The organism is Novosphingobium sp. YAF33, from assembly GCF_052113265.1.
Taxonomy (GTDB): domain Bacteria; phylum Pseudomonadota; class Alphaproteobacteria; order Sphingomonadales; family Sphingomonadaceae; genus Novosphingobium.
Genome location: NZ_JBFRCW010000001.1, coordinates 725,538 through 745,829, shown reverse-complemented (window position 1 = coordinate 745,829; position 20,292 = coordinate 725,538). Strand labels below are relative to the sequence as shown.

The following is a 20,292-nucleotide window of genomic DNA, read 5'->3' as shown; positions in this document are numbered from 1 at the left end:
TCCGGCGCGGTGTTGCACAAGCCCCGAGCATGAGTGGATCACGCATTCTCCTGGTCGTGGGCGGCGGTATCGCCGCTTACAAGTCCTGCGAACTCGTCCGGCAGATCCGCAAGGAAGGCGGCGAAGTCACTTGCGTCCTGACCGAGGGCGGAGCGCACTTCGTCACGCCCATGGCGCTTGCGGCCTTGTCCGAAAAGCCGGTCTACACCACGCTCTGGGACCTCAAAAACGAAGCCGAGATGGGGCATATCCAGCTCAGCCGGGAGGCGGACCTCGTCGTGGTCTGCCCGGCGACGGCGGATCTGCTGGCCAAGATGGCGTCGGGCATTGCCGACGATCTCGCCACGACCATGCTGCTGGCGACGGACAAGCCGGTCATGGCGGTCCCGGCGATGAACGTGCGCATGTGGCAGCACGCCGCCACCACGCGCAACGTCCAGGTGCTGCGCGACGCCGGGGTGGACGTGATGGAGCCTGACGAAGGCACCATGGCCTGCGGCGAATACGGCCCCGGCCGGCTGCCGGATCCGCTGGCGATCTGGCAGCGCATCGCCTGGGCGCTCGGCCTCGGCCCGGTGGAAGTCGCGCCGTTGCCGGGGGGCGATCCTTTCAGCTGGCAGCCGAAGTTCGCGACGCCTGAGCCCGAGCATTCCGAACCCGACGATATCGGCCTGGGCGGCCTTTCCGGCGGCCTGATCGCGCGCGGGCGGCAGAAGGGCAAGCAGGCCATCACCTTTGGCGACGGCGGAAGCGACGGCCGGGACGCAGGCCTTGCCGCCAGCCATGAAGATCTCGGTTTCACGCCGGAAGAAGCCGCGCTGGCGGCCCGCAAGGGCGAGGCGCGCGCCGCGCCCGCCACCGATCCCGAAGCGCTGCATCTGGCACAGGCGCCTTTCGAGGGGCCGCTTTCCGGGCGCCACGTTCTGGTCACTGCCGGGCCGACCTGGGAGCCGATCGACCCGGTGCGCTACATCGCCAACCGTTCCTCGGGCAAGCAGGGCTTCGCGATCGCTGCCGCCGCTGCCGAGGCGGGCGCGCGGGTCACCCTGGTGGCGGGGCCGGTCCACTTGCCCACGCCGCCCGGTGTCGACCGCGTGGATGTGGAAAGCGCCTTGCAGATGGCCGAGGCGGTAAAGCGCTCCATGCCGGCCGACATCGCCGTCATGGTCGCGGCCGTGGCCGACTGGCGCGTCGCCCATACGGCCGACCAGAAACTCAAGAAGCGCGGCTCCGCGCCGCCGGCCCTCTTGCTCACCGAAAATCCCGACATCCTGGCCACGCTCGCGACCAGCCCCGAACGGCCACCGCTGGTGATCGGCTTCGCGGCGGAGACGCAGGACGTCATTCGCTACGCCACCGAAAAACGCAAACGCAAGGGTGCCGACTGGATCATCGCCAACGACGTGTCGGGCGATGTCATGGGCGGCGATGTGAATGCGGTCCACATCGTGCGCGCGGACGATGTGATCAGTCTTCCGGAAATGCCCAAGGAGGACGTCGCGCGCGCCCTCGTCGAAAGGTTCGCAGATGCACTCCCCCGCTGACGTCCCCGTCCCCGTCAAGATCCTGCCTCACGGCGAAGGGCTGGACTTGCCCGCTTACGCTACGAACGGCGCGGCGGGCATGGACGTGGTCTCGGCGGAAGACGTGACGCTGGCACCGGGCGGCCGTCATGCCGTTGCCACCGGCCTGGCCATGGCGATTCCGCCGGGCTTCGAGATCCAGGTCCGTCCGCGTTCGGGCCTGGCGCTCAAGCACGGGATCTCGGTACCGAATTCGCCGGGCACGATCGATTCGGACTATCGCGGCGAGCTCAAGGTCATCCTGATCAACCACGGCGCGCAGGCTTTCGAGATCCGCCGCGGCGACCGTGTGGCGCAGCTCGTGCTGGCGCCGGTGACGCGGGCCGCCTGGCTGACGGTGGATGAGCTGGAATCCACTGAGCGCGGCGAAGGCGGGTTCGGTTCGACCGGCGGGGTCGTCGCCCTGGGAAGCTGAGGGACGTCCCGGGGGTTATCCCCCGGACCCTCGATATTTCAGCTTTCTTGCGCGTTTCCTGCGCCCTGCCTGTCGGTCCCTGGAGGACGCGATGGGCGCGCCGGCGCCTGACTTTGGCCGTTTTGAAGCGGCAGGGGCAATGCTCCCCTGTTTTCCGTCAATCCTTGCGATCGAGTCGCGCGCGCTTGTCGCGGCGGCGCTTCAGCGAATACCAGCCCACTCCGCCGATCCCGGCGATCGCCGCGAGCCCTTTGGCAAGCGTTGAAAAGGCTGCGGAAAGGGCGCCCACGGTCACGCCCCAGAAGAGCTGCGACATGATGGCCATGAAGGTGTTCATTAGGCGGCGAGCATTCCCGTGCGGTTGGCGGCGGTCAACCGGAGCGGCTGCGATACGGGCCGGACCGGCAAAAAGAAAGGACGGGCCCGCATATTTCAGCGGACCCGCCCCTCGGTGCCTCCCTCTTCGCAGGGGGAGCCAATCAGCTCATTTTAAAGATCACTTCTTTTCCGGCGCGACGGTAATGCGCACGGTCTCGCCCGAGTTCCCGGGGAAATTCGTGAACATCGATTCGACGAGGTTCGGAATGAGGTACTGCAGGTGGTTCGAAGCCGAAACGGCCTCGGCCTTGCCTTCGAACAGGCGCTGGTTGTCGGCCGCACGGTCGATCTTCAGTGTGATGCCGCTGGTGTAGACGGTGTAGGAATCCACGCCGCCATCGAAGAACGGATCGTACCAGCCATAGCGCCACGGGCCGCCCCAGCCCCAGCCGCCGCCCCAGCCGCGACCGTAGTAGCCACGGCCGCCCCAGCCGCCGCCATACCACGGGCCCCAGTAGCCGCCGCCCATTGCGGGCGTCGAACGGACGCGCTCACGGCCGGTGTCGACGCCGTAGTCGAAGCGGGCGATCAGGGTTGCCTTCGAAGGATCGTCCACGGTGGCATAGCCCACCTTCTGCAGGCGATCGCTGACCAGACGGGCGTAAGTTGCGAATTCGAGGCCGCCCGCAAGCTTGGGATCGTCCGCCACGACGGCGACGGTCTGGCCGGACGGTGCCGGAAGCTGCGACTGGAAACGCGAAACGTCGGCCTTGAAGGGCGTTGCGCAGGCGGCGAGGGCCATCAGCATGAAAGCCGCGGCTGCTAGCCTCAGCTTTCCGAGATGGGTTCCGGGATGTTCTGTCATCGGTTTCACTCCACGAACCTGCCAGGTCCGAAACGCCCTTCCCAAGCGCGGCCTGTGATTCCTTGCGACTCTGCCTTAATATCAATGCCCTGAATAGCGGTTGAATGGAGGCTAACCGGCGATAAGCCGTTTGATGTGGCCTTTGTCCATTCAGCCGTGAGTCACGGCCTGAGATCAGGGTAATCATGTAGGAAGCGCCGGCGATGTTGAACAGTTCCCCCGAGACGAATTCCATCGCGATTCTCTCCGTGCAATGCGGAAAAGTCAGCCCTTTTCGCGGCGCGGACGAACCCAGCGCCATCGGCAAGCTGGCGGTGGAGGGAGCGGTTCGCGTCCGTCGGCTGGGACTGGAGGGCGACGAGCAGGCGGATCTTGCGGTCCACGGCGGGCCGGACAAGGCGGTCCACCACTATCCGCACGATCACTATGCCTTCTGGCGCGACTCGATCGGCGCCCATCCGCTTCTCTCGGCCTATGGCGCTTTCGGCGAGAACATCGCCACCGAGGGCCTGACCGAGGACATGATCTGCGTGGGCGATCGCTGGCGGCTGGGCACGGCCCTGGTCGAGGTGTCGCAGGGGCGGCAGCCCTGCTGGAAGCTCGATCACCGCTTCGACGGCTCGGCCGTCAACGCCGGCGTGGTGAAGTCGCGCCGGTCGGGCTGGTACTACCGGGTTCTGGAGGAAGGCGAAGTCGCCGCCGGGGACCGCATGGTGCTGGCCGAGCGGCCTTGGCCCGCATGGAGCGTCCGCCGGGTCTTCGGCTTACTGATCGCCGGCGAGCACAAGAAGGACCGCGAGGGGCTGGACGCGCTGGGCGAGGTCGACGCGCTCGCGGCGACGTGGATGCGGCGCCGGGCGAAGCTTCTGGGACTGGATTCCTGAGCGAAGCGTCGTCCCGGACTGGATCCGGGACGACGCCATGCTGTCCTCAGCGCACCAGGCCGAGCGCCTCGTAGGCTTTGTCCAGCGTCGGCACGGCGAGCGCGCGGGCCTTTTCCGATCCCTTGCGCAAGATGGCGTCGAGCGCGCCGCGGTCGCTGCGCAGTTCGACGAAGCGGGCGTTGATCGGTGCCAGCTTTTCCACCAGCAGCTCGCCCAGCGCCGGCTTGAATTTGCCGAAGCCCTCGCCGCCGAAGTCGGACAGGACCGCCTCCATCGTGGTGCCGGCCATCACCGCATAGATGCCCACGAGGTTGCGCGCCTCGGCGCGGCCTTCGAGGCCTTCCTTTTCGGAAGGAAGCGGCTCGGGGTCGGTCTTGGCCTTCTTGACCTTCTGCATGATCGTGTCGGCATCGTCGGTCAGGTTGATGCGCGCCATGTCCGAGGGGTCCGACTTGCTCATCTTCGACGAACCATCGCGCAGCGACATGATGCGGGCGGCCTCGGGCGGAATGATCGGCGCGGGCAGGGTGAAGACGGGGACGTCTTCCCCGTTTTCGTCCTTGGGCGCGAAGTCGTTGTTGAACTTCTGCGCGATGTCGCGGGCGAGTTCGAGGTGCTGCTTCTGGTCCTCGCCCACGGGGACGTGAGTGGCCTGGTAGAGCAGCACGTCAGCGGCCTGGAGCACCGGATAAGTGAACAGCGCCACCGAGGCGCCTTCGCGGTTCTTGCCCGCCTTGTCCTTCCACTGGGTCATGCGGTTCAGCCAGCCCATGCGCGCGGTGCCGTTGAGCAGCCATTGCAGTTCGGCATGCTGGGGAACCTGGGTCTGGTTGAACAGGATCGAGCGGTCGGGATCGACGCCGCAGGCGACCAGGGCCGCGACCATCTCGCGCGTGTTGGCGGAGAGGGTGGCCGGGTCGTGCGGCATGGAAATCGCGTGGAGATCGGCCAGGAAGTAGAGGCTGTCACCGCCCTGCGCGGCGACTTCGTCCTGCATCGAGACCCAATTGCGGATCGCACCGAGATAGTTGCCGAGATGCAGGTTGCCGGTGGGCTGGATGCCGGAGACGATACGCATGGACGCGTCCTTCGCGAGTTGTGAGTGGTCGGGGATCTAAAGGTGCGCCCGGGAGGGCGCCGATGCAGGCGGTGTCGGCGCGGCAGGCGCGCCCCGGTTCAGCGCGTCTTGCGCGCAGCGCCCCGCCATCGCCACGAGAGGCGACGGGATTCGGCAGACTTCGTGTGCGAAAGGCCGTGCATGGGCAGGGCTCATAGCACAGCTTTGCCGGGATGGAAGAGGGGGGCTCGGTCCCGGCGCGCCGCTGCTTGCCCGCGGGCGGCGGCGCTGGATTCGCGGATGCTGCGGCCCAGGGCGCCCATCGCCGGCTCAGCCAGCCTTGCGGCGGCGCAGCAGGGCGAGATCGTCGCGCGTGAAGGCGCCGGTCGCCAGGGTCGCCAGCGCATAGACCAAGCCGCCCGCCGAAACGAGCGCGGCCAGCGCGAGACCGCGCACCAGCCAGGTGCCGTGGAGATAAGGTGTCAGCAGGTCCTGCCCGAACCAGAGCACCACGCCCATCGCTCCGGCCGCAAGTGCAAGGCGCGGGGCGCGGCGCTTCAGGCGGGCATCGGACTGGAAATGCCCGCGCTTGACCAGCGTCCAGTAGAGCATGGCGACATTGGCGGTGGAGGCGATCGCGGTCGCCAGCGGCGGGCCCATGTGCTGGAGCGGCACGATCAGCGCGAGGTTGAGCACGAGGTTCACCGCCATCGACATCATCGCGTAGCGCACCGGCGTTTTCGTGTCCTGCCGGGCGTAGAAGCCGGGGGTGAGCACTTTCACGAGGATATAGCTGGGAAGGCCGATCGAGAAGGCGGCGAGTGCCTCCGCCGTGCGCGCCACGTCCACGGCGTCGAACTTGCCGTAGCCGAACAGCGCGGCGGCGATCGGCTGGCCGCAGACGATCAGGGCGACCGCCGCGGGCAGGGTGAGCAGCAGGGCCAGTTCCATGCCGCGGTTCTGGGTGTCCATCGCCGCGGCCTCGTCACCGCCGCCAAGCTGGCGCGAGATCGTCGGCAGCAGCACGGTGCCCAGGCCGATGCCGATGAGGCCGAGGGGAAGCTGGTTCAGGCGGTCGGCCATGTAGATGTAAGTGACCGAGCCGTGCGCCAGCAGCGAGGCGGCGAGCGCGGTGGAAATCACGAGGTTGATCTGGACGGCACCGGCGCCGGCCGCCGCGGGCAGGATCAGCTTCATCAGCTGCTTCACGTCGGCATTCCACACCGGCATGCGCAGGCGCATCGACACGCCGTTCGCGCGGCAGGCCCACATCAGCCAGAGCAATTGGAGCGCGCCGGACACCGAGACGCCGATGGCCTGGTTACGCGCGGTCACCAGCGCATCGGCGGAATGGAAGCCCAGCAGCGCCACGATCAGCGTCAGGTTCAGCAGGATCGGTGCGGCCGCATTGACCCAGAACTTGTTCAGCGAATTGAGGATGCCGCCCAGAAGCGAGACCAGGCTGATGAGCGCCAGATAGGGAATCGTCAGGCGGCTGAGCTGCACCGCGAAAGCGAACTGCTCCTGCGAAACGCCGTTGAAATTGCCCGAAAGCAGGAACGTCACTGGCCAGGCGAAGACTTCCAGCACCAGCGTCATCGCCAGCAGGATGGGCAGGAGCACGGCGAGCGCCTGTTCGGCGAAGGCGATCCCGGCGGGCAGGCCCGGACCGTCCCGGTTGGCGACCTTCTGGTTGAACATCGGGATGAAGGCCGAAGCGAAGGCCCCTTCCGCGAAGAGGGCGCGGAACATGTTGGGCAGGCGGAAGGCGATCAGGAAGGCGTCCGAGGCGAAGCCCGCGCCCACGAAGCGGGCGAACAGGCTGTCGCGGACCAGACCGAGCACGCGGCTGGCCAGAGTGAGGCCGCCGACACTGGCGAGCGCCTTGGTAAGGTTCATGCCCGGAACTTCCCGATGATCGCCTTGGTCCCGGTTCCAGAAATGCCGGTCCCGGAAAAACCAACGGCCCACGTCTCCAGGTCGGAGGCGCGGGCCGATAGTGCAGAAACGCGCGTCATGCGCCTTTCAAGCTGTGGCCTCAGGCGTGGCCGACCGGCTCGCCCTGGGCGGCGTCGGCCTGCTGCTGCGCCTGGATCTGCTGGATGTAGAGACCGTTGAAGTCGATCGGCTCCAGCATCAGCGGCGCGAAGCCGGCATCGCGCACGGCGTCGGCAACGACACGGCGGGCGAAGGGGAACAGGATGCGCGGGGCTTCGGCGTAGAGGAACGCGTGGGCCTGGCTCTCTTCCAGGTTACGCATGCCGACGAGGGCGGCATAAGCGAGATCGACCACGAAAGCGGTGCCCTGCGGGCCCTTCGAGGCGCAAGTGATCTTCAGTTCGACTTCATGCACTTCGCCGTCGATCTGGCGGGCGCCGATGTTGAACTGCACTTCGATCTGCGGCTCGTCCTGCCAGGAGAAGCTCTGCGGCGCGTTCGGATTCTCGACCGAGAGGTCCTTGACGTACTGCGAGATGACGCCGGCGGCCGGCGCGGAATCCTCGCCGTTGCCGAGGTTGAGATCGGAGATGACGTTGCCTTCGTCGGCCATTTGGTGATTCCCGATAAATTGGCCCGTTACGGGCGCACGGATTGAAGTCTGGCCGCGCGCCTAAAGCATTTTGCGGGCCGGTGGAACACCCGAGAAGGGGTAAATTGTTGCAAACCGCCCTTGAGCGGGGGTGCAAAGGCACGCCGCCGGCCGATTCGCGGGCATAGCGGCACAACCGGGCATGGGGCGCGCGCGGGGGCGGCGCAGGGAGGACAGGGAACGCTTGCGGGCCGGGGGCGTTGGTCCGTTTGTAGCACTCGTAACGGCGGAAAAATCCCAGATACCGTTGCTCACGCGTTGTTCATTTGAAAACCGTACCTATCTGGGTCTATGATGGCGCCTTCGGGCGGATGGCGTGAAACGCTCCACCCGTATCCCAGAAGCGTCCAACACAAGGATGGACAAAGGAACGTGACACCGGAAATCGTGATCCTGGCCATGATCGCAGCCTTCCTTGGCCTGCGGCTCTATTCGGTACTCGGCCGCCGCGCCGAGCATGAGGAAGAGCCGATCCAGGGGCGCTTCGAAGGCCGCCAGGGCCAGCCCGGTGCGCCGCGCGTCCCTGCCCCCAAGGCGGACGGCAAGCCCGATGCGAAGGGTGATGCCAAGGGAGACGAACGCGGCCGGGTCGGCCAGCCCCAGCGCCTGCGCGAAATGCCGCTTGCGCCGCCCTCCGTGGAGCGCGGCCTGGCGGAGATTTCCGGCGCGGATCGTCGTTTCGACGCTTATGCCTTCCTCGAAGGCGCGCGCAGTGCCTATCGCCTGATCCTGGAATCGTTCTGGAAGGGCGACAAGGCCGAGCTTCGCGCCCTCTGCGAAGGCGATGTGTATGACAGCTTTGCCGCCGCGATCGACGCGCGCCTTGCTGCCGGCGAGACCATGGACAACCGCCTCATCCGTATCGAGGATGTCGCGATCGTCTCGGCCGGGGTGGAAAGCGACCTTGCCCGCATCACCTTGCGCTTCCGTTCCGATATCGCTGCCGTCACGCGCGACGCCGAAGGCCATGTGATCGCCGGTTCGCTCGACGATGCGATCGAGGCGGTGGACGTCTGGACCTTCAGCCGTCAGCTCAATTCGTCCGGTCCCGACTGGCTGCTCGACGAAACCGACGCCGGTTGATCGCCCCGCGCGGTTGATTTCGCGCCGATGATCCCACAAGGATCGACAGGCCGGGCCGAAAGGTCCGGCCTTGTTGTTATCAGGTTTCGGAGATCGATTTTGCGGGGAGGGAGCGTGTCGCGCCATCGGAAGTCGCGTTTTCCATGGCGCCGTATATCTGCCTTCGTCTTGCCGGCGCTGCTGGCCGCCTGCGTGCAGGTCGTGCCCGGACCCAAGGGGCCTTCGCGTCCGCCCGCCCGGCCGCCGGCACAGCAACCCCGACCGACCGCCCCGGCCCAACCGGCTGTGCCGCAGCCCGTCAGCGCTGTCGCTGCCGGGGTCAAGCAAGGGCCTTCGGTTTCTTCGCTGCCGATGAACGCGACCGATGCCGCCGCGGCGCTGGCCTCGTTCCGCGAAAGCTGCCCGCGCGTCACCGTGCGCACCGATGCGAGCGGGCTGACTCGTCCGGCCGACTGGCGCCAGGCCTGCGTCGCCGCTGCGGCGTGGAGCGGCAAACCGGCCGCGCAGTTCTTCGCCGCCTATTTCGAAACCGCACGCGTGGGTGACGGCAAGGGCTTTGCCACCGGCTATTTCGAGCCGGAGATCGCCGGCTCCCGCTTGCCCGTTCCAGGCTACGCCGTTCCGGTCTATTCGATGCCGGGCGATCTGGTGCGCGCGAAGGCGGGCGATGCCGCGCCGACCTCCAGCGGGCGGATGCCGCTGGGGCGCTACGATGTCAGCGGCGTCTTCGTGCCCTATTACGACCGCGCCGCCATCGAACAGGGCGTGCTCGCGGGCAAGGGGCTGGAGATCGCCTGGGTCGCGGATCCGATCGAGTTCTTCTTTCTCCAGGTCCAGGGATCGGGCCGCCTCCGCGCGCCGGACGGCAGCGTGATGCGGATCGGTTATGCCGGGCAGAATGGCCTGCCCTATACCGGGATCGGCGGCGTCATGCGCGATCGCGGCCTCGTGGGTTCGGCGCCGGGCCAATATTCGGGATCGATGCAGGGCATCATCCAATATATCCACGACCGGCCCGCCGATGGCGCAGCGCTGATGCGCGAGAACAAGTCGTGGGTGTTCTTCAAGGAGCTCAAGGGCGATGGTCCGCTTGGCGCGCTGAACGTGCCGGTGCGTGCCCATGCCTCGGTGGCGGCCGACCCGCGGTTCGTGCCGCTGGGCGCTCCGGTGTGGCTGCGGCTGGACCGACGCGAGGCGACCGGCCTGTGGGTGGCGCAGGACACCGGCGGGGCGATCAAGGGCGCCAACCGCTTCGACACGTTCTGGGGCTCGGGCGAGCAGGCGCGGCTTACCGCCGGCGGCATGAGCGGCCGGGGCGAGGCGCTGATCCTGGTGCCGAAGGGCACCCTGTCGCGCCTCGGCGTGCGGTAGAACGGCGATGCGGCGACCGGGGCGGCGACTGACAGCGGATGAAGCGGAAATCTGGGCGCAAGTCGCCCGGACCGTGACGCCGCTCGAAAAGCGCAGGCCCGTCGCCATTCCCACGGCTCTCATGGCCGCACCGGTGCGGACGGTGGTGCTTCCGCCCGCCTCGCCGCCCAAGAAAGTGAAAGGCCGAATACCGGCGCCCCTGCCGCCGAAGCCGGTTGCGGCCAAGCCGAAGGCGGACGCGCCGCTGCACCTCGATGGCTCTTGGGAGAAGCGCATTTCCAAGGGGACGCTGGTTCCCGACTTCAGCCTGGACCTTCACGGTTCCAATCTCGACCAGGCCTATGTGCGGCTGATGCACGGGCTCACGCAGGCGAAGGCCATGGGCGCGCGGGTCGTGCTGATCGTCACGGGCAAGCCCCGGCCGGTCGATGCAATGGACCGCGGCACCGCGCGGGGCGCGATCCGCGCCAAGATCACGGACTGGCTCGCAGCCAGCGACCACGCGCTCGACATCGTCGCCATCCGCGGCGCGCATCGCCGCCACGGCGGACAAGGCGCGATCTACGTCGTTCTCAAGAAACGCAGGTAGCGTTCGCAGGCGGCGTCCCGGGGTTCAGGCCGCCTTCCCAGCGCCGGCAGATCGGCCCGGTCAGCCGCATTGCCCCCGGTGCAGCAGCTTGTGGTCCGCCAGGACCAGCGCCATCATCGCCTCGACCACCGGCACGCCGCGAATGCCCACGCAGGGATCGTGGCGACCCTTGGTGAGCAGTTCGGTGGCTTCCCCTTCGCGGTTGATCGTCGGCTGCGGGGTGAGGATCGAACTGGTGGGCTTGAAGGCCACGCGCACCACCACCGGCTGGCCGGTGGAAATGCCGCCGGCAATGCCGCCCGCGTGGTTAGCGCTGAATTCTGGGCCACTAACGCCCGGATGCATGGGATCGGCATTCTGCTCGCCGGTCAGGCGCGCGGCGGCGAAACCGTCGCCGATCTCCACGCCCTTTACCGCGTTGATGCCCATCATGGCAGCGGCAAGGTCGGCGTCCAGCTTGCCGTAGAGCGGCGCGCCCCAACCAGCAGGAACGCCGGTCGCCACGCATTCGACTACCGCACCGACCGAGGAACCGGCCAGGCGTGCATCGTCGACGATCTTTTCCCAGCGCTTCGCGGCTTCCGCGTCGGGGCAGAAGAACGGGTTGTTGCCGATTTCCGCCGCATCGAACTGCGCCATGTCGATCGCATCGCCGCCGATCTCGGAGACATAGGCCAGGATCTGCACTTCGGGGATCACCAGCCGCGCCACGCCGCCGGCCGCCACGCGGCTGGCGGTTTCGCGCGCGGAACTGCGCCCGCCGCCGCGATAGTCGCGGAAGCCGTACTTGGCGTCATAGGCATAGTCCGCATGGCCGGGGCGGTAGGCCTTGGCGACATCCGAATAGTCCTTGGAGCGCTGATCGACGTTCTCGATCATCAGGCTGATCGGCGTGCCCGTCGTGCGTCGCACGCCATCCTGGCCCTCGAACACGCCTGAAAGGATGCGGACCTGGTCCGGTTCCTGGCGCTGGGTCGTGAACTTCGACTGGCCGGGGCGGCGCGCGTCGAGGAAGGGCTGGAGCGTGCTTTCGTCTATCGCCAGGCCCGGCGGGCACCCGTCGACGACGGCGCCGATGGCCGGTCCGTGGCTTTCGCCCCAGGTGGTGAAACGGAAAAGGCGTCCGGATGTGTTCACGCTCATGGGGGCGCTTTGTCGCGCAAGGATCGGTTTGTCCAGCCTCGCGCACGCGACAGATGACTTCTCGCGCACGGGGCAGATGACATCTCGCGCACGGGGCAGATCGCTCCTTTCGGATCGTGCCGATCCCTCCGCGGGGGCGAAATTCAGCAGAAGTGGTTGTTCCTGCGCTTGAATGGTGCGGGCGGACGGCTAGGAGCGGGGAAAATCGATAAGGGGTGCGCCATGTTTCTCGTCGTCTTCCGCAACCGAAAACGCGTCGACATCGATGCCGAGGCCTATGTCCACGATGCCGACCATATGGAGGAGCTCGCCCGAAACCAGCCGGGCTTTCTCTCCTTCAAAAGCTACCTCAGCGACGACGGGGAAGTGATCGCCATGTCCGAATGGGAAGACGAGCCCTCTGCACGGGGCTGGGCGCGCCATGCCGAACATATCGTCGTGCAAAAGCGCGGCCGGGAAGGCTACTACGAGAGCTATACCCTCTTCACCTGCGATTCGCCGCGGGTGCACCGCTTCCAAAGGACGTGAAGACGTGAGCCTCGAATTCTACGGCATTCCGAATTGCGACACCGTCAAGAAGGCAAGGAACTGGCTGGACGCCCGAGGCAGCGAATACACTTTCCACGACTACAAGAAGGAAGGCGCCGAAGCGGCCCGACTCGAGCGGTGGGTGGCGCAGGCCGGCTGGGAAAAGCTCCTCAATCGCGCCGGGACCACATTCAAGAAGCTGCCCGAGGCCGACAAGGCCGACATCGATGGCGCCAAGGCGGTTGCAATCATGGCGGCGAACCCAAGCTGCATCAAGCGGCCGGTCGTGGAATATCCCGGCGGACTGCTGGTGGGCTTCAAGGCGCCCGATTGGGAGGCGGCGCTGGGCTGACGGGCCGGCGGTGATGACCATGATGCAGGCCGGCTGAAGCGTCGCGATGGATCCGATCGAATGGGCAGCGGCGGCCCTCGGGCTCGCCAATATTGCGCTCCTCGTGCAGCGCAGCGTGTGGAACTACCCGTTCGGTATGGCCATGGTCATGCTCTACTTCGTCGTGTTCTGGGACGCGAAGCTCTACGGGGAAGCGGGGCTGCAACTGTTCTTCTTCGCCGCGCAGATCTGGGGCTGGGTGCTCTGGGTGCGCGCGGGGGGCGGCGAAAGCCGGGTTCCGGTCCGCCGCCTGGGCAATTTCGCGCGGCTGCTCTGGCTGATGGGCACGGCGGCGCTGGCGCTGAACCTGGGCTGGGTCATGCACAAGTTCACCGACGCGTCGCTGCCCTATGCGGATTCCGCCATCGCCGGGGCCAGTATCGCCGCGCAGATCCTGCTGGGCTTCCGCCGGATCGAGAACTGGGTGCTGTGGATCATGATCGATGTCGCCTCGATCGGGGTCTATATCTACAAGGGGCTTTGGCCGACGACGGCGCTCTACGTGGTGCTGCTGGCGATGTCGGTACTGGGCCTGCGCGAGTGGATAGCGGCCGAGAAAGCCGAAGCGGCGTGATCGCCTTGTGCCTCCACGGCGCGGAAAGCACCGGGAAGTCGGTGCTGGCGGAGCGGCTGGGCTATCCCTGGGTGCCGGAATACGGCCGCACGTATTGCGAGGAGCACGGCACCGACCTGACGATGGCGGACCTTCTTGCCATTGCCGAGGGCCAGGCCGAGGAAAATCGCAAGGCCATGGCCGCGCGCCCGCCGGTCCTGCTCCTCGATACCGACCAGCTCATGACCGCCGCCTGGGCGCAGATGCTGTTCGGCGACGTGCCGCCGGCGCTGCTGGCCTATCCCAAGGCGGACCACTACCTGCTCTTCGCGCCCGATGTGCCATGGCGTGATGACGGCACCCGTTTCTTCGGCACGGACGACAGGCGCGCACGCTTCTCTGCCCTCGCGGAAGAAATGCTGGTGCGCGCAGAGGTGCCCTTCACGCGGATCGGCGGGTCGTGGCAGGAGCGCGAGGCGCAGGCCCGGCTCGCCATATCGGCTTTGGCGAGGACGCTTTAGCCGACATGGCGTCCTCGCCGGAGCGGCGGCCTATTTCTTCCGTGCGGTCGCGATGAAGTTCAGCGAGAGATCGTCCGAAAGGTGCAGTCCTGCGGTCGGCGACCAGGCGATGCCCTTGGGCTCGCCCAGCACCAGCCCGGCGCCTGCCGCCAGATCGCGCAATTCGTCGGGGGTGGCGAATTCCTTCCAGTCGTGCGTGCCGCGCGGCACTTTGCCCAGCCGCTCGGCCGCCTCGACCAGCAGCAGGCGGGAGGCCGGGGTGCGGTTGGGGCAGGAAAGGAACATCAGCCCGTCGTCCGCCATCGCCTCGGCAAGCTGGCCGATGAACAGCGCTTTGTCAGTGACGTGCTCGATCACTTCCAGCGAGCAGACGAGATCGAAGCCCGAGAGGCCGAGCTGGCCGAGTTCGCCGTGCCGGTACGCGATGGGTAGCCCCATGGCTTCGGCATGGCTGCGTGCCGAAGCCACGTTCTCGGCCGCTGCATCCACGCCCGTCACGGCCGCGCCCAGGCGGGCGAGCGGTTCGCAAAGCAGGCCGGCGCCGCAGCCCGCGTCTAGCGCGCGCTTGCCTGCAAGGGGCCGCAGCATGCGCGAGTCGGTGGAGAAGTGGCGGTCGATCTCGGCGCGGATGAAGGCCAGGCGTACCGGGTTCAGCTTGTGCAGCATGGCCGAGGAACCCTTGGGATCCCACCATTCCGCCGCCATCGCGCCGAAGTGAGCGGCTTCCTTCGGATCGATTGTTGCGCGAGAAGGCGTGTTCGAAGCAGTTGCATTATCCATGACTCCCCCCTAACAGCCCGGCCGACTCTTATCCACACGCGCATCTCTCCTGCGCACAACCCGAAGGGGGCAACGGCACCTTGGCACGTATCGTGATGAAATTCGGCGGCACCTCGATGGCCGGCACCGAGCGAATCCGGCGCGTGGCGGGTATCGTCAAACGCCAGCAGGAAGCGGGCCACGAAGTCGCGGTCGTCGTTTCGGCAATGGCGGGCGAGACCGATCGCCTCGTCAACTTCTGCCGCGAGGCGAATGCGCTCTACGATCCCGCCGAATACGACGTTGTCGTGGCTTCGGGCGAGCAGGTCACTTCGGGCCTGCTGGCGCTGACGCTGCAGGCGATGGGCTGCAAGGCACGCTCTTGGCTGGGTTGGCAGCTGCCGATCAAGACCGACGACGCCCATGCCAAGGCCCGTATCGAGGAATTCGATTCGGAAGCGCTGCTGGCCTCGATGGCGGCGGGCGAGATTGCGGTGATCCCCGGTTTCCAGGGCGTTTCGCCGGACAATCGCATCACCACGCTGGGGCGCGGCGGTTCGGACACATCGGCCGTGGCCGTGGCGGCGGCGGTCAAGGCCGACCGCTGCGACATCTACACCGATGTCGACGGCGTCTACACCACCGACCCGCGCATCGTCGCCAAGGCGCGCAAGCTGCCGCTGGTGACCTATGAGGAAATGCTCGAACTGGCCTCGGTCGGTTCGAAGGTCCTGCAGACCCGTTCCGTCTCGCTGGCCATGAAGGAAAACGTGCGGGTTCAGGTGCTGTCCTCGTTCATCGACGAGAATGCCCCGGCCGCCGATACCTTGCCCGGCACGATGATCGTGAGCGACGAGGAACTGGCCAATGCCGAACAAGAAGGAAGCGACATGGAACGCCAGCTGATCACCGGCATCGCCGCCGACAAGAACGAAGCCAAGGTTACCCTTACCCGCGTGCCGGACCGTCCGGGTGCCGTGGCCGCGATCTTCGCGCCGCTCGCGGAATCGAACATCAACGTCGACATGATCATCCAGAACGTCGCCAAGGACAAAGGCGAGACCGACGTCACCTTCACGGTGCCGCAGGCCGACCTCGTCCGCGCGCAGGCGCTTCTGGAAGAACGCAAGGAAGCCATCGGCTACTACCGCATGATCGCCGACAGCAATGTCGCGAAGATCAGCGTCGTCGGTGTCGGCATGCGCAGCCACGCCGGTGTGGCCTCGACCATGTTCAAGACCCTGGCCGACCGCGGCATCAACATCATCGCCATCTCGACCAGCGAGATCAAGGTTTCGGTCCTGATCGACACGGACGAGACCGAACTGGCCGTGCGCGTGCTGCACACCGCTTACGGGCTCGACGCCGCCGCCTGACGGGTCAGCGCGACGGCCCAGCGCCGACGGCGCACCCGATTGGGTGCGAGACATCGAACAGGAAAAGGCGGCGCGGCGAGCGCCGCCTTTTTCGTTTCAGTCTTCGGCGCGCGGCTGGACGAGTTCGAGCACATGGTCCCTGAGGTCGGCAGGCCACGGCGCGAGCGCTGCGGCCAGTTCTTCCAGCTTGTCCGCGAAGAGCAGGCGTGAGGCTTCCTCGAAGCCGGGCAGGTCGCCGCCGAGCGCGGACATCACGCGGTAGGCCCGCTCCTGCGCTGTGCGGCGCGCGGTACGTCCGCCGTCGGCCTTGCGCGCTTCATCGACGAGACGGCGCAGCGCCTGCGAGGCCCCGCCGGGCTGGCGGGACAGCCAGTCCCACTGCCGAGGCAGCAGGGTCACTTCGCGGGCGGTGACGCCCAGCCTGGGCCGGCCACGGCGCCGGGGCGCCACTTCCTGCGCAAGCGCGGGAACGCCGCGCCAGTCGAGATCGACGGCCCTGCCATCCGCATCGTCGAACACGAGCAGTCCGTCCTCGCGCCCGCGCAGCGCGGCGACGAGTTGGTCCGGGTTGCCGCGCGCTATGCGGGTCATGCCAAGAAAGGCAGTGCAGTTCCGTGTCATCGAGCCATCCTGAATGATTTTTGCCCGGGTAATTTGATTTTGCGGCCGAGTCAATTTATCCGGGTGAAAATATCGGGACTCGAGAAAGGGAAATCATGGATCGCAAGGCGGCAGTCGCGGCATATCGCCAGCGCAAACCGGAGAGGGGCATCTACGCGGTGCGCTGCGAGGCGGCGGCCCTGGTGTGGGTGGGCCGCGCGCCTGACCTTGCGACGATCGGCAACCGGATTTTCTTCAGCCTGCGCCACGGCGGTTCCCCGCACCCCGGCCTGCAGGCGGCGTGGAATGAACACGGCGCGGAATCCTTGGTCTTCGAAGTGCTGGAAGTGCTTGATAGCGAGGAAATCGGGCTCGGTTGGCAGCGGGAACTCAAGAGGCGTCATGCGGACTGGATCGTGCGGCTGGGCGCGGCGGCGATCTAGGCTCCGGCGCTCCGACATGGCGCTGGTTCGAATTCCGCAGACAAGGTCGCGGCGCGGCCGCAGGCGCGTCCTGCGGTATAGGCGCTGCCCGCGACCTCTCTTGACGGCTCCCGTCAAAGCGCCTTGGCGAGTTCGTCCCGGAATCGAGGGTCCGCCAGTCCGATCAGCAACGCGGCCCGTTCGCGCAGGCTCTTGCCGCGCAAGTTGGCAGCGCCGTGTTCGGTGACGATCCAGTGGACGTCGTTGCGGGGCGTCGTCACCGGGCCGTCGAGCCGCGGTACGATGCGGCTGACGGTGCCGCCTTTCGCCGTCGAACGGCAGGCGATGATCGAGACGCCGCCTTTCGATCCATAGGCGCCGCGCACGAAATCGAGCTGGCCGCCCGCTGCCGAGAACTGCCGCCCGCCCATGAACTCCGAATTGCAGGCGCCTTGAAGGTCGACCTGGATCGTCGCGTTGACGGAGACCACTTTGTCGTTCCGGGCGATCTCGGCGGCGTCGTTCACCACGTCGACCGGCAGCGAGTAGAGTTCGGGATTGCCGTCCATCCAGCGGTAGAACGGCGCGTCGCCCATGGCGAAAGTATAGACGCTGCGGCCGGGATGAGTGGCCTTCAGCCGGTTGGAGACGGCGCCGGCATGGACGAGCCCCGCCATCGCCGGGGTGAGCAATTCGGTATGGATGCCAAGGTCGCGTCGGCTTTCGATGCGGCGGCAGACCGCCGCGGGAAGGTTGCCGATGCCCATCTGGAGGCAGGCGCCGTCGTCGATCATGTCGGCGATGCGCGCGGCAATGGCCTCGTCCTCGGGGGCGGCCGGCGCTTCGCCAAACGATAGCAGCGGGACGGCGTTCTCGACGATGGCGGCAACCTGCGAGACGTGGAGCGGCGTCGAACAGGCCACGCGGGGCATGGCCGGGTTCACTTCGACGATCACCGTCCGGGCGCAGTGCGCGGCAACGGAGGTGTAGTCATTGGCCGCGCCGAAGCTGAAATAGCCGCTTTCGTCCATCGGCGAGACAGTGAGCACGCAGGCGTCCAGTGCGCACTCGTCGCGCAGCAGTCGGGGGGACCCGCTGAAGGCGCAGGGCACGAAATCGATGAGCGCTTCCGCCGCGGGATCGGCCTTGACGAGGGCACGCTCGACCCCGCCCATGAACAGGCAGCGCGGCCGGATCCGGTCGAGCAAGTCGCGGCGCAGGATCGTCGTTCCGGCATGGGTCTGCGACAGGAGATACCAGACCCGCAAGTCGCGCAGCGTTCCGGCTTCGGCGCGCCGGGCAAGCGCGGCGAGGATCGCGGGCGGCTCGGCGACAGCCATGCCCATGGCAAGGTCGCTGTCGCTGGCGATGGCCAGGACCGCCTCGTCGGCAGAAGTCAGTTTGGCTGCGTAGATCTGCTTGGCGTCCATGATCCCACTCTTTTTTCTATGGGTCCGGGTGTGCCATCGGCAGGAAGCAAGGGGAAGACCGGAAGCGGGGCCTGCGCGCGACATGGCCGCGTCCCGCCGGGATTGCGTCTCGTTCTGCAGAAGAAAGATCCCGCCCCCTCGGGGGAAAGGGGGCGGGATCGGGGCCGTCGCAGGGCCAAGGAGGGCCGGGCGGGGGGAACGTGCGACGGCCGGGAGGTCAGTCGGCGGTTTCGGGTACCGACGAAAGCGCGGGGTTCACGCTCATGCCCAGTGCCTTGGCGACGCCCAGGCCATAAGCCGGATGGCAGCGGGTGCAGTTGTCGATGTGGCGCTGCTTGATGAAGTCCGGCGCGTCGCCCATGGCGCGGGCGGTGTTGTCGAAAAGGCGCTGCTTCTGGTCGGCGTCGATGAGTTCGAACAGGGCGCGCGGCTGGCTGTAGTAGTCGTGATCGTCCTCGCGGAAGTCCCAGAAGTCGGCCCAAGCACCGCCAGCGCCGTCGATCTTCATGGGCGGCTCGCGGAACTCGGGTTGGCCCTGCCACTGGCCGAACGAGTTCGGGTGGTAATGCGGAAGGCCGCCATAGTTGCCGTCGACCCGGCCCTGGCCGTCGCGGTGGTTGGTGAAGACCGGGCAGCGCGCGGCGTTCACCGGAATCTGGTGGTGATTGACGCCAAGGCGGTACCGCTGCGCATCCGAATAGGCAAAGAGCCGCGCCTGGAGCATCTTGTCAGGCGAGACGCCGATGCCGGGGACAAGATTCGAGGGCGAGAAGGCGCTCTGTTCCACATCGGCGAAGAAGTTGTCCGGGTTGCGGTTCAGCTCCATCATGCCGACTTCGATCAGCGGATAGGTCTTCTGCGACCAGACTTTGGTCAGGTCGAAGGGATGGAAGCCGCAAGTTGCCGCTTCTTCCTCGGCCATGATCTGGACCATGACCTTCCACTTCGGGAAATCCCTGCGCTCGATGGCGTCGTAGAGGTCGCGCTGGTTCGATTCGCGGTCTCGCGCCACCACTTCGGCCGCCTCGGCGTCGGTCAGGTGGGCATGGCCCTGCTGGGTCTTGAAGTGGAACTTCACCCAGAACCGCTCGCCCGCCTCGTTATAGAACGAGTACGTATGGCTCGAAAAACCGTCCATGTGACGGTAGCTCTTGGGAATGCCGCGGTCGCCCATGACGTAGGTGACCTGGTGGAACGCCTCGGGCAGCAGGGTCCAGAAGTCCCAGTTGTTGGTGGCGCTGCGCATGTTGGTGCGGGGGTCGCGCTTCACGGCCTTGTTGAGGTCGGGGAACTTGCGCGGATCGCGCACGAAAAACACCGGCGTGTTGTTGCCGACCATGTCCCAGTTGCCTTCCTCGGTGTAGAACTTCACCGCGAAACCGCGAATGTCGCGCTCGGCATCGGCCGCGCCGCGCTCGCCCGCCACGGTCGTGAAGCGCGCGAAGATCTCGGTCTGCTTGCCCGCTTCACCCAGGAAATTCGCGCGGGTGTATCTGGAAACGTCGCCGGTGACGGTGAACGTGCCGAAAGCGCCCGAGCCCTTGGCGTGCATGCGCCGTTCGGGGATCACTTCGCGGTTGAGGTTGGCCAGCTTCTCCAGCAGCCACACGTCCTGCATCAGCAGCGGGCCGCGCGGACCGGCGGTCAGCGAGTTGGAATTGTCCACCACGGGCGCGCCGAAGGCGGTGGTGAGGGGGGTAGGAGTGAGCGAGGTCTCGCCGTGGGCAAAGGGGCACTTGCCGCCATTGGGTGGGGTCTCGGTCATGGTCTCACTCCTTGTCTCATCGAAATCGGGTCGATTTTCTCGGCTATGC

At 66.9% G+C, this 20,292-nt stretch carries 22 protein-coding genes; 12 read left to right on the top strand and 10 right to left on the bottom strand.

The genetic code is table 11. The features are described from left to right. The first annotated feature begins 29 nt into the window (after positions 1-29). The gene (locus AB4Z00_RS03475) at positions 30-1,544 is read left to right on the top strand and encodes a bifunctional phosphopantothenoylcysteine decarboxylase/phosphopantothenate synthase (protein WP_442044960.1); all 1,515 of its coding nucleotides are present in this window, start codon (positions 30-32) and stop codon (positions 1,542-1,544) included. Next, complete coding sequence (dut, locus tag AB4Z00_RS03470; protein ID WP_132264900.1) at positions 1,528-1,998, top strand: dUTP diphosphatase; 471 nt, start codon at positions 1,528-1,530, stop codon at positions 1,996-1,998. Before AB4Z00_RS03475 ends, dut begins: the two co-directional genes overlap by 17 nt. Positions 1,999-2,155: 157 nt before the next feature. On the opposite strand, the gene AB4Z00_RS03465 is transcribed toward dut, so the two are convergent. Next, positions 2,156-2,323: a hypothetical protein gene (locus AB4Z00_RS03465; protein WP_243654160.1), complete on the bottom strand. Its 168-nt coding sequence runs from the start codon at positions 2,321-2,323 to the stop codon at positions 2,156-2,158. A gap of 171 nt (positions 2,324-2,494) precedes the next feature. Further along, positions 2,495-3,181, bottom strand: coding sequence for a DUF4136 domain-containing protein (locus AB4Z00_RS03460; RefSeq protein ID WP_134094604.1), 687 nt, complete (start codon positions 3,179-3,181; stop codon positions 2,495-2,497). Positions 3,182-3,384: 203 nt separating this feature from the next. Here AB4Z00_RS03460 and AB4Z00_RS03455 point away from each other — a divergent pair, with 203 nt between their 5' ends. Further along, entirely contained in the window at positions 3,385-4,065 is a 681-nt protein-coding gene (locus AB4Z00_RS03455; RefSeq protein ID WP_442044959.1) for an MOSC domain-containing protein, read from the top strand. Positions 4,066-4,111: 46 nt separating this feature from the next. Here the strand turns inward: AB4Z00_RS03455 and trpS are convergent, their stop codons facing one another. From trpS to secB, 3 genes are all read right to left on the bottom strand, one after another. Further along, positions 4,112-5,143: a tryptophan--tRNA ligase gene (trpS, locus tag AB4Z00_RS03450; RefSeq protein WP_132264907.1), complete on the bottom strand. Its 1,032-nt coding sequence runs from the start codon at positions 5,141-5,143 to the stop codon at positions 4,112-4,114. A gap of 309 nt (positions 5,144-5,452) precedes the next feature. After that, positions 5,453-7,021, bottom strand: a complete 1,569-nt coding sequence (gene murJ, locus AB4Z00_RS03445) for a murein biosynthesis integral membrane protein MurJ (RefSeq protein WP_132264908.1) — start codon at positions 7,019-7,021, stop codon at positions 5,453-5,455. 139 nt (positions 7,022-7,160) lie between these two features. Beyond that, positions 7,161-7,673, bottom strand: coding sequence for a protein-export chaperone SecB (secB, locus tag AB4Z00_RS03440; protein WP_132264910.1), 513 nt, complete (start codon positions 7,671-7,673; stop codon positions 7,161-7,163). A 411-nt stretch (positions 7,674-8,084) separates the two neighbouring features. Here secB and AB4Z00_RS03435 point away from each other — a divergent pair, with 411 nt between their 5' ends. From AB4Z00_RS03435 to AB4Z00_RS03425, 3 genes are all read left to right on the top strand, one after another. Then, the gene (locus tag AB4Z00_RS03435) at positions 8,085-8,795 is read left to right on the top strand and encodes a Tim44/TimA family putative adaptor protein (RefSeq protein ID WP_442044958.1); all 711 of its coding nucleotides are present in this window, start codon (positions 8,085-8,087) and stop codon (positions 8,793-8,795) included. Positions 8,796-8,909: 114 nt separating this feature from the next. Continuing rightward, positions 8,910-10,166 carry a murein transglycosylase A gene (gene mltA / locus AB4Z00_RS03430; RefSeq protein ID WP_442044957.1) on the top strand — a complete coding sequence of 419 codons (1,257 nt, stop codon included), beginning with the start codon at positions 8,910-8,912 and terminating at the stop codon, positions 10,164-10,166. 7 nt (positions 10,167-10,173) lie between these two features. Next, the gene (locus AB4Z00_RS03425) at positions 10,174-10,755 is read left to right on the top strand and encodes a Smr/MutS family protein (RefSeq protein ID WP_442044956.1); all 582 of its coding nucleotides are present in this window, start codon (positions 10,174-10,176) and stop codon (positions 10,753-10,755) included. Positions 10,756-10,815: 60 nt separating this feature from the next. Here AB4Z00_RS03425 and aroC read toward each other — a convergent pair whose 3' ends face one another. After that, positions 10,816-11,898, bottom strand: coding sequence for a chorismate synthase (gene aroC / locus AB4Z00_RS03420; RefSeq protein WP_442044955.1), 1,083 nt, complete (start codon positions 11,896-11,898; stop codon positions 10,816-10,818). Between the two features lie 222 nt (positions 11,899-12,120). On the opposite strand from aroC, the gene AB4Z00_RS03415 reads away from it, so the two are divergent. Genes AB4Z00_RS03415 through AB4Z00_RS03400 form a run of 4 tightly spaced genes read left to right on the top strand, consistent with a single transcriptional unit; the run spans position 12,121 to position 13,891 of the window. Then, a complete protein-coding gene (locus AB4Z00_RS03415; RefSeq protein WP_132264919.1) occupies positions 12,121-12,426 on the top strand; it encodes an antibiotic biosynthesis monooxygenase family protein in 306 nt (101 codons plus the stop codon). 4 nt (positions 12,427-12,430) lie between these two features. Beyond that, complete coding sequence (locus tag AB4Z00_RS03410; protein ID WP_442044954.1) at positions 12,431-12,778, top strand: arsenate reductase; 348 nt, start codon at positions 12,431-12,433, stop codon at positions 12,776-12,778. Positions 12,779-12,824: 46 nt separating this feature from the next. Continuing rightward, entirely contained in the window at positions 12,825-13,391 is a 567-nt protein-coding gene (gene pnuC / locus AB4Z00_RS03405; RefSeq protein WP_132264923.1) for a nicotinamide riboside transporter PnuC, read from the top strand. Beyond that, entirely contained in the window at positions 13,388-13,891 is a 504-nt protein-coding gene (locus AB4Z00_RS03400; protein ID WP_442044953.1) for an AAA family ATPase, read from the top strand. Before pnuC ends, AB4Z00_RS03400 begins: the two co-directional genes overlap by 4 nt. Positions 13,892-13,921: 30 nt before the next feature. Here AB4Z00_RS03400 and ubiG read toward each other — a convergent pair whose 3' ends face one another. Beyond that, a complete protein-coding gene (ubiG, locus tag AB4Z00_RS03395; RefSeq protein ID WP_134094595.1) occupies positions 13,922-14,671 on the bottom strand; it encodes a bifunctional 2-polyprenyl-6-hydroxyphenol methylase/3-demethylubiquinol 3-O-methyltransferase UbiG in 750 nt (249 codons plus the stop codon). A gap of 80 nt (positions 14,672-14,751) precedes the next feature. On the opposite strand from ubiG, the gene AB4Z00_RS03390 reads away from it, so the two are divergent. Next, positions 14,752-16,026 carry an aspartate kinase gene (locus AB4Z00_RS03390; protein WP_132264929.1) on the top strand — a complete coding sequence of 425 codons (1,275 nt, stop codon included), beginning with the start codon at positions 14,752-14,754 and terminating at the stop codon, positions 16,024-16,026. 96 nt (positions 16,027-16,122) lie between these two features. Here the strand turns inward: AB4Z00_RS03390 and AB4Z00_RS03385 are convergent, their stop codons facing one another. Then, positions 16,123-16,647: a DUF2239 family protein gene (locus AB4Z00_RS03385; protein WP_442044952.1), complete on the bottom strand. Its 525-nt coding sequence runs from the start codon at positions 16,645-16,647 to the stop codon at positions 16,123-16,125. 95 nt (positions 16,648-16,742) lie between these two features. Between AB4Z00_RS03385 and AB4Z00_RS03380 the strand changes: the two genes are divergently transcribed. Then, a complete protein-coding gene (locus AB4Z00_RS03380; protein ID WP_442044951.1) occupies positions 16,743-17,069 on the top strand; it encodes a GIY-YIG nuclease family protein in 327 nt (108 codons plus the stop codon). A 113-nt stretch (positions 17,070-17,182) separates the two neighbouring features. On the opposite strand, the gene AB4Z00_RS03375 is transcribed toward AB4Z00_RS03380, so the two are convergent. Together AB4Z00_RS03375 and AB4Z00_RS03370 are read right to left on the bottom strand one after the other, a co-directional pair. After that, positions 17,183-18,478 (bottom strand): acetyl-CoA hydrolase/transferase family protein, encoded by a 1,296-nt coding sequence (locus AB4Z00_RS03375; protein ID WP_442044950.1) that lies wholly within the window; start codon positions 18,476-18,478, stop codon positions 17,183-17,185. A 217-nt stretch (positions 18,479-18,695) separates the two neighbouring features. Then, a complete protein-coding gene (locus AB4Z00_RS03370; protein ID WP_442044949.1) occupies positions 18,696-20,243 on the bottom strand; it encodes a catalase in 1,548 nt (515 codons plus the stop codon). Positions 20,244-20,292 lie beyond the last annotated feature (49 nt).

What these genes read in the sequence shown, in the direction of transcription:
- AB4Z00_RS03475 (WP_442044960.1), top strand. Translation starts at nt 30, where the DNA reads ATGAGTGGATCACGCATTCTCCTGGTCGTGGGCGGCGGTATCGCCGCT.
- dut (WP_132264900.1), top strand. Translation starts at nt 1,528, where the DNA reads ATGCACTCCCCCGCTGACGTCCCCGTCCCCGTCAAGATCCTGCCTCAC.
- AB4Z00_RS03465 (WP_243654160.1), bottom strand. Translation starts at nt 2,323, where the DNA reads ATGGCCATCATGTCGCAGCTCTTCTGGGGCGTGACCGTGGGCGCCCTT.
- AB4Z00_RS03460 (WP_134094604.1), bottom strand. Translation starts at nt 3,181, where the DNA reads ATGACAGAACATCCCGGAACCCATCTCGGAAAGCTGAGGCTAGCAGCC.
- AB4Z00_RS03455 (WP_442044959.1), top strand. Translation starts at nt 3,385, where the DNA reads ATGTTGAACAGTTCCCCCGAGACGAATTCCATCGCGATTCTCTCCGTG.
- trpS (WP_132264907.1), bottom strand. Translation starts at nt 5,143, where the DNA reads ATGCGTATCGTCTCCGGCATCCAGCCCACCGGCAACCTGCATCTCGGC.
- murJ (WP_132264908.1), bottom strand. Translation starts at nt 7,021, where the DNA reads ATGAACCTTACCAAGGCGCTCGCCAGTGTCGGCGGCCTCACTCTGGCC.
- secB (WP_132264910.1), bottom strand. Translation starts at nt 7,673, where the DNA reads ATGGCCGACGAAGGCAACGTCATCTCCGATCTCAACCTCGGCAACGGC.
- AB4Z00_RS03425 (WP_442044956.1), top strand. Translation starts at nt 10,174, where the DNA reads ATGCGGCGACCGGGGCGGCGACTGACAGCGGATGAAGCGGAAATCTGG.
- aroC (WP_442044955.1), bottom strand. Translation starts at nt 11,898, where the DNA reads ATGAGCGTGAACACATCCGGACGCCTTTTCCGTTTCACCACCTGGGGC.
- AB4Z00_RS03415 (WP_132264919.1), top strand. Translation starts at nt 12,121, where the DNA reads ATGTTTCTCGTCGTCTTCCGCAACCGAAAACGCGTCGACATCGATGCC.
- pnuC (WP_132264923.1), top strand. Translation starts at nt 12,825, where the DNA reads ATGGATCCGATCGAATGGGCAGCGGCGGCCCTCGGGCTCGCCAATATT.
- ubiG (WP_134094595.1), bottom strand. Translation starts at nt 14,671, where the DNA reads ATGGATAATGCAACTGCTTCGAACACGCCTTCTCGCGCAACAATCGAT.
- AB4Z00_RS03385 (WP_442044952.1), bottom strand. Translation starts at nt 16,647, where the DNA reads ATGACACGGAACTGCACTGCCTTTCTTGGCATGACCCGCATAGCGCGC.
- AB4Z00_RS03380 (WP_442044951.1), top strand. Translation starts at nt 16,743, where the DNA reads ATGGATCGCAAGGCGGCAGTCGCGGCATATCGCCAGCGCAAACCGGAG.
- AB4Z00_RS03375 (WP_442044950.1), bottom strand. Translation starts at nt 18,478, where the DNA reads ATGGACGCCAAGCAGATCTACGCAGCCAAACTGACTTCTGCCGACGAG.
- AB4Z00_RS03370 (WP_442044949.1), bottom strand. Translation starts at nt 20,243, where the DNA reads ATGACCGAGACCCCACCCAATGGCGGCAAGTGCCCCTTTGCCCACGGC.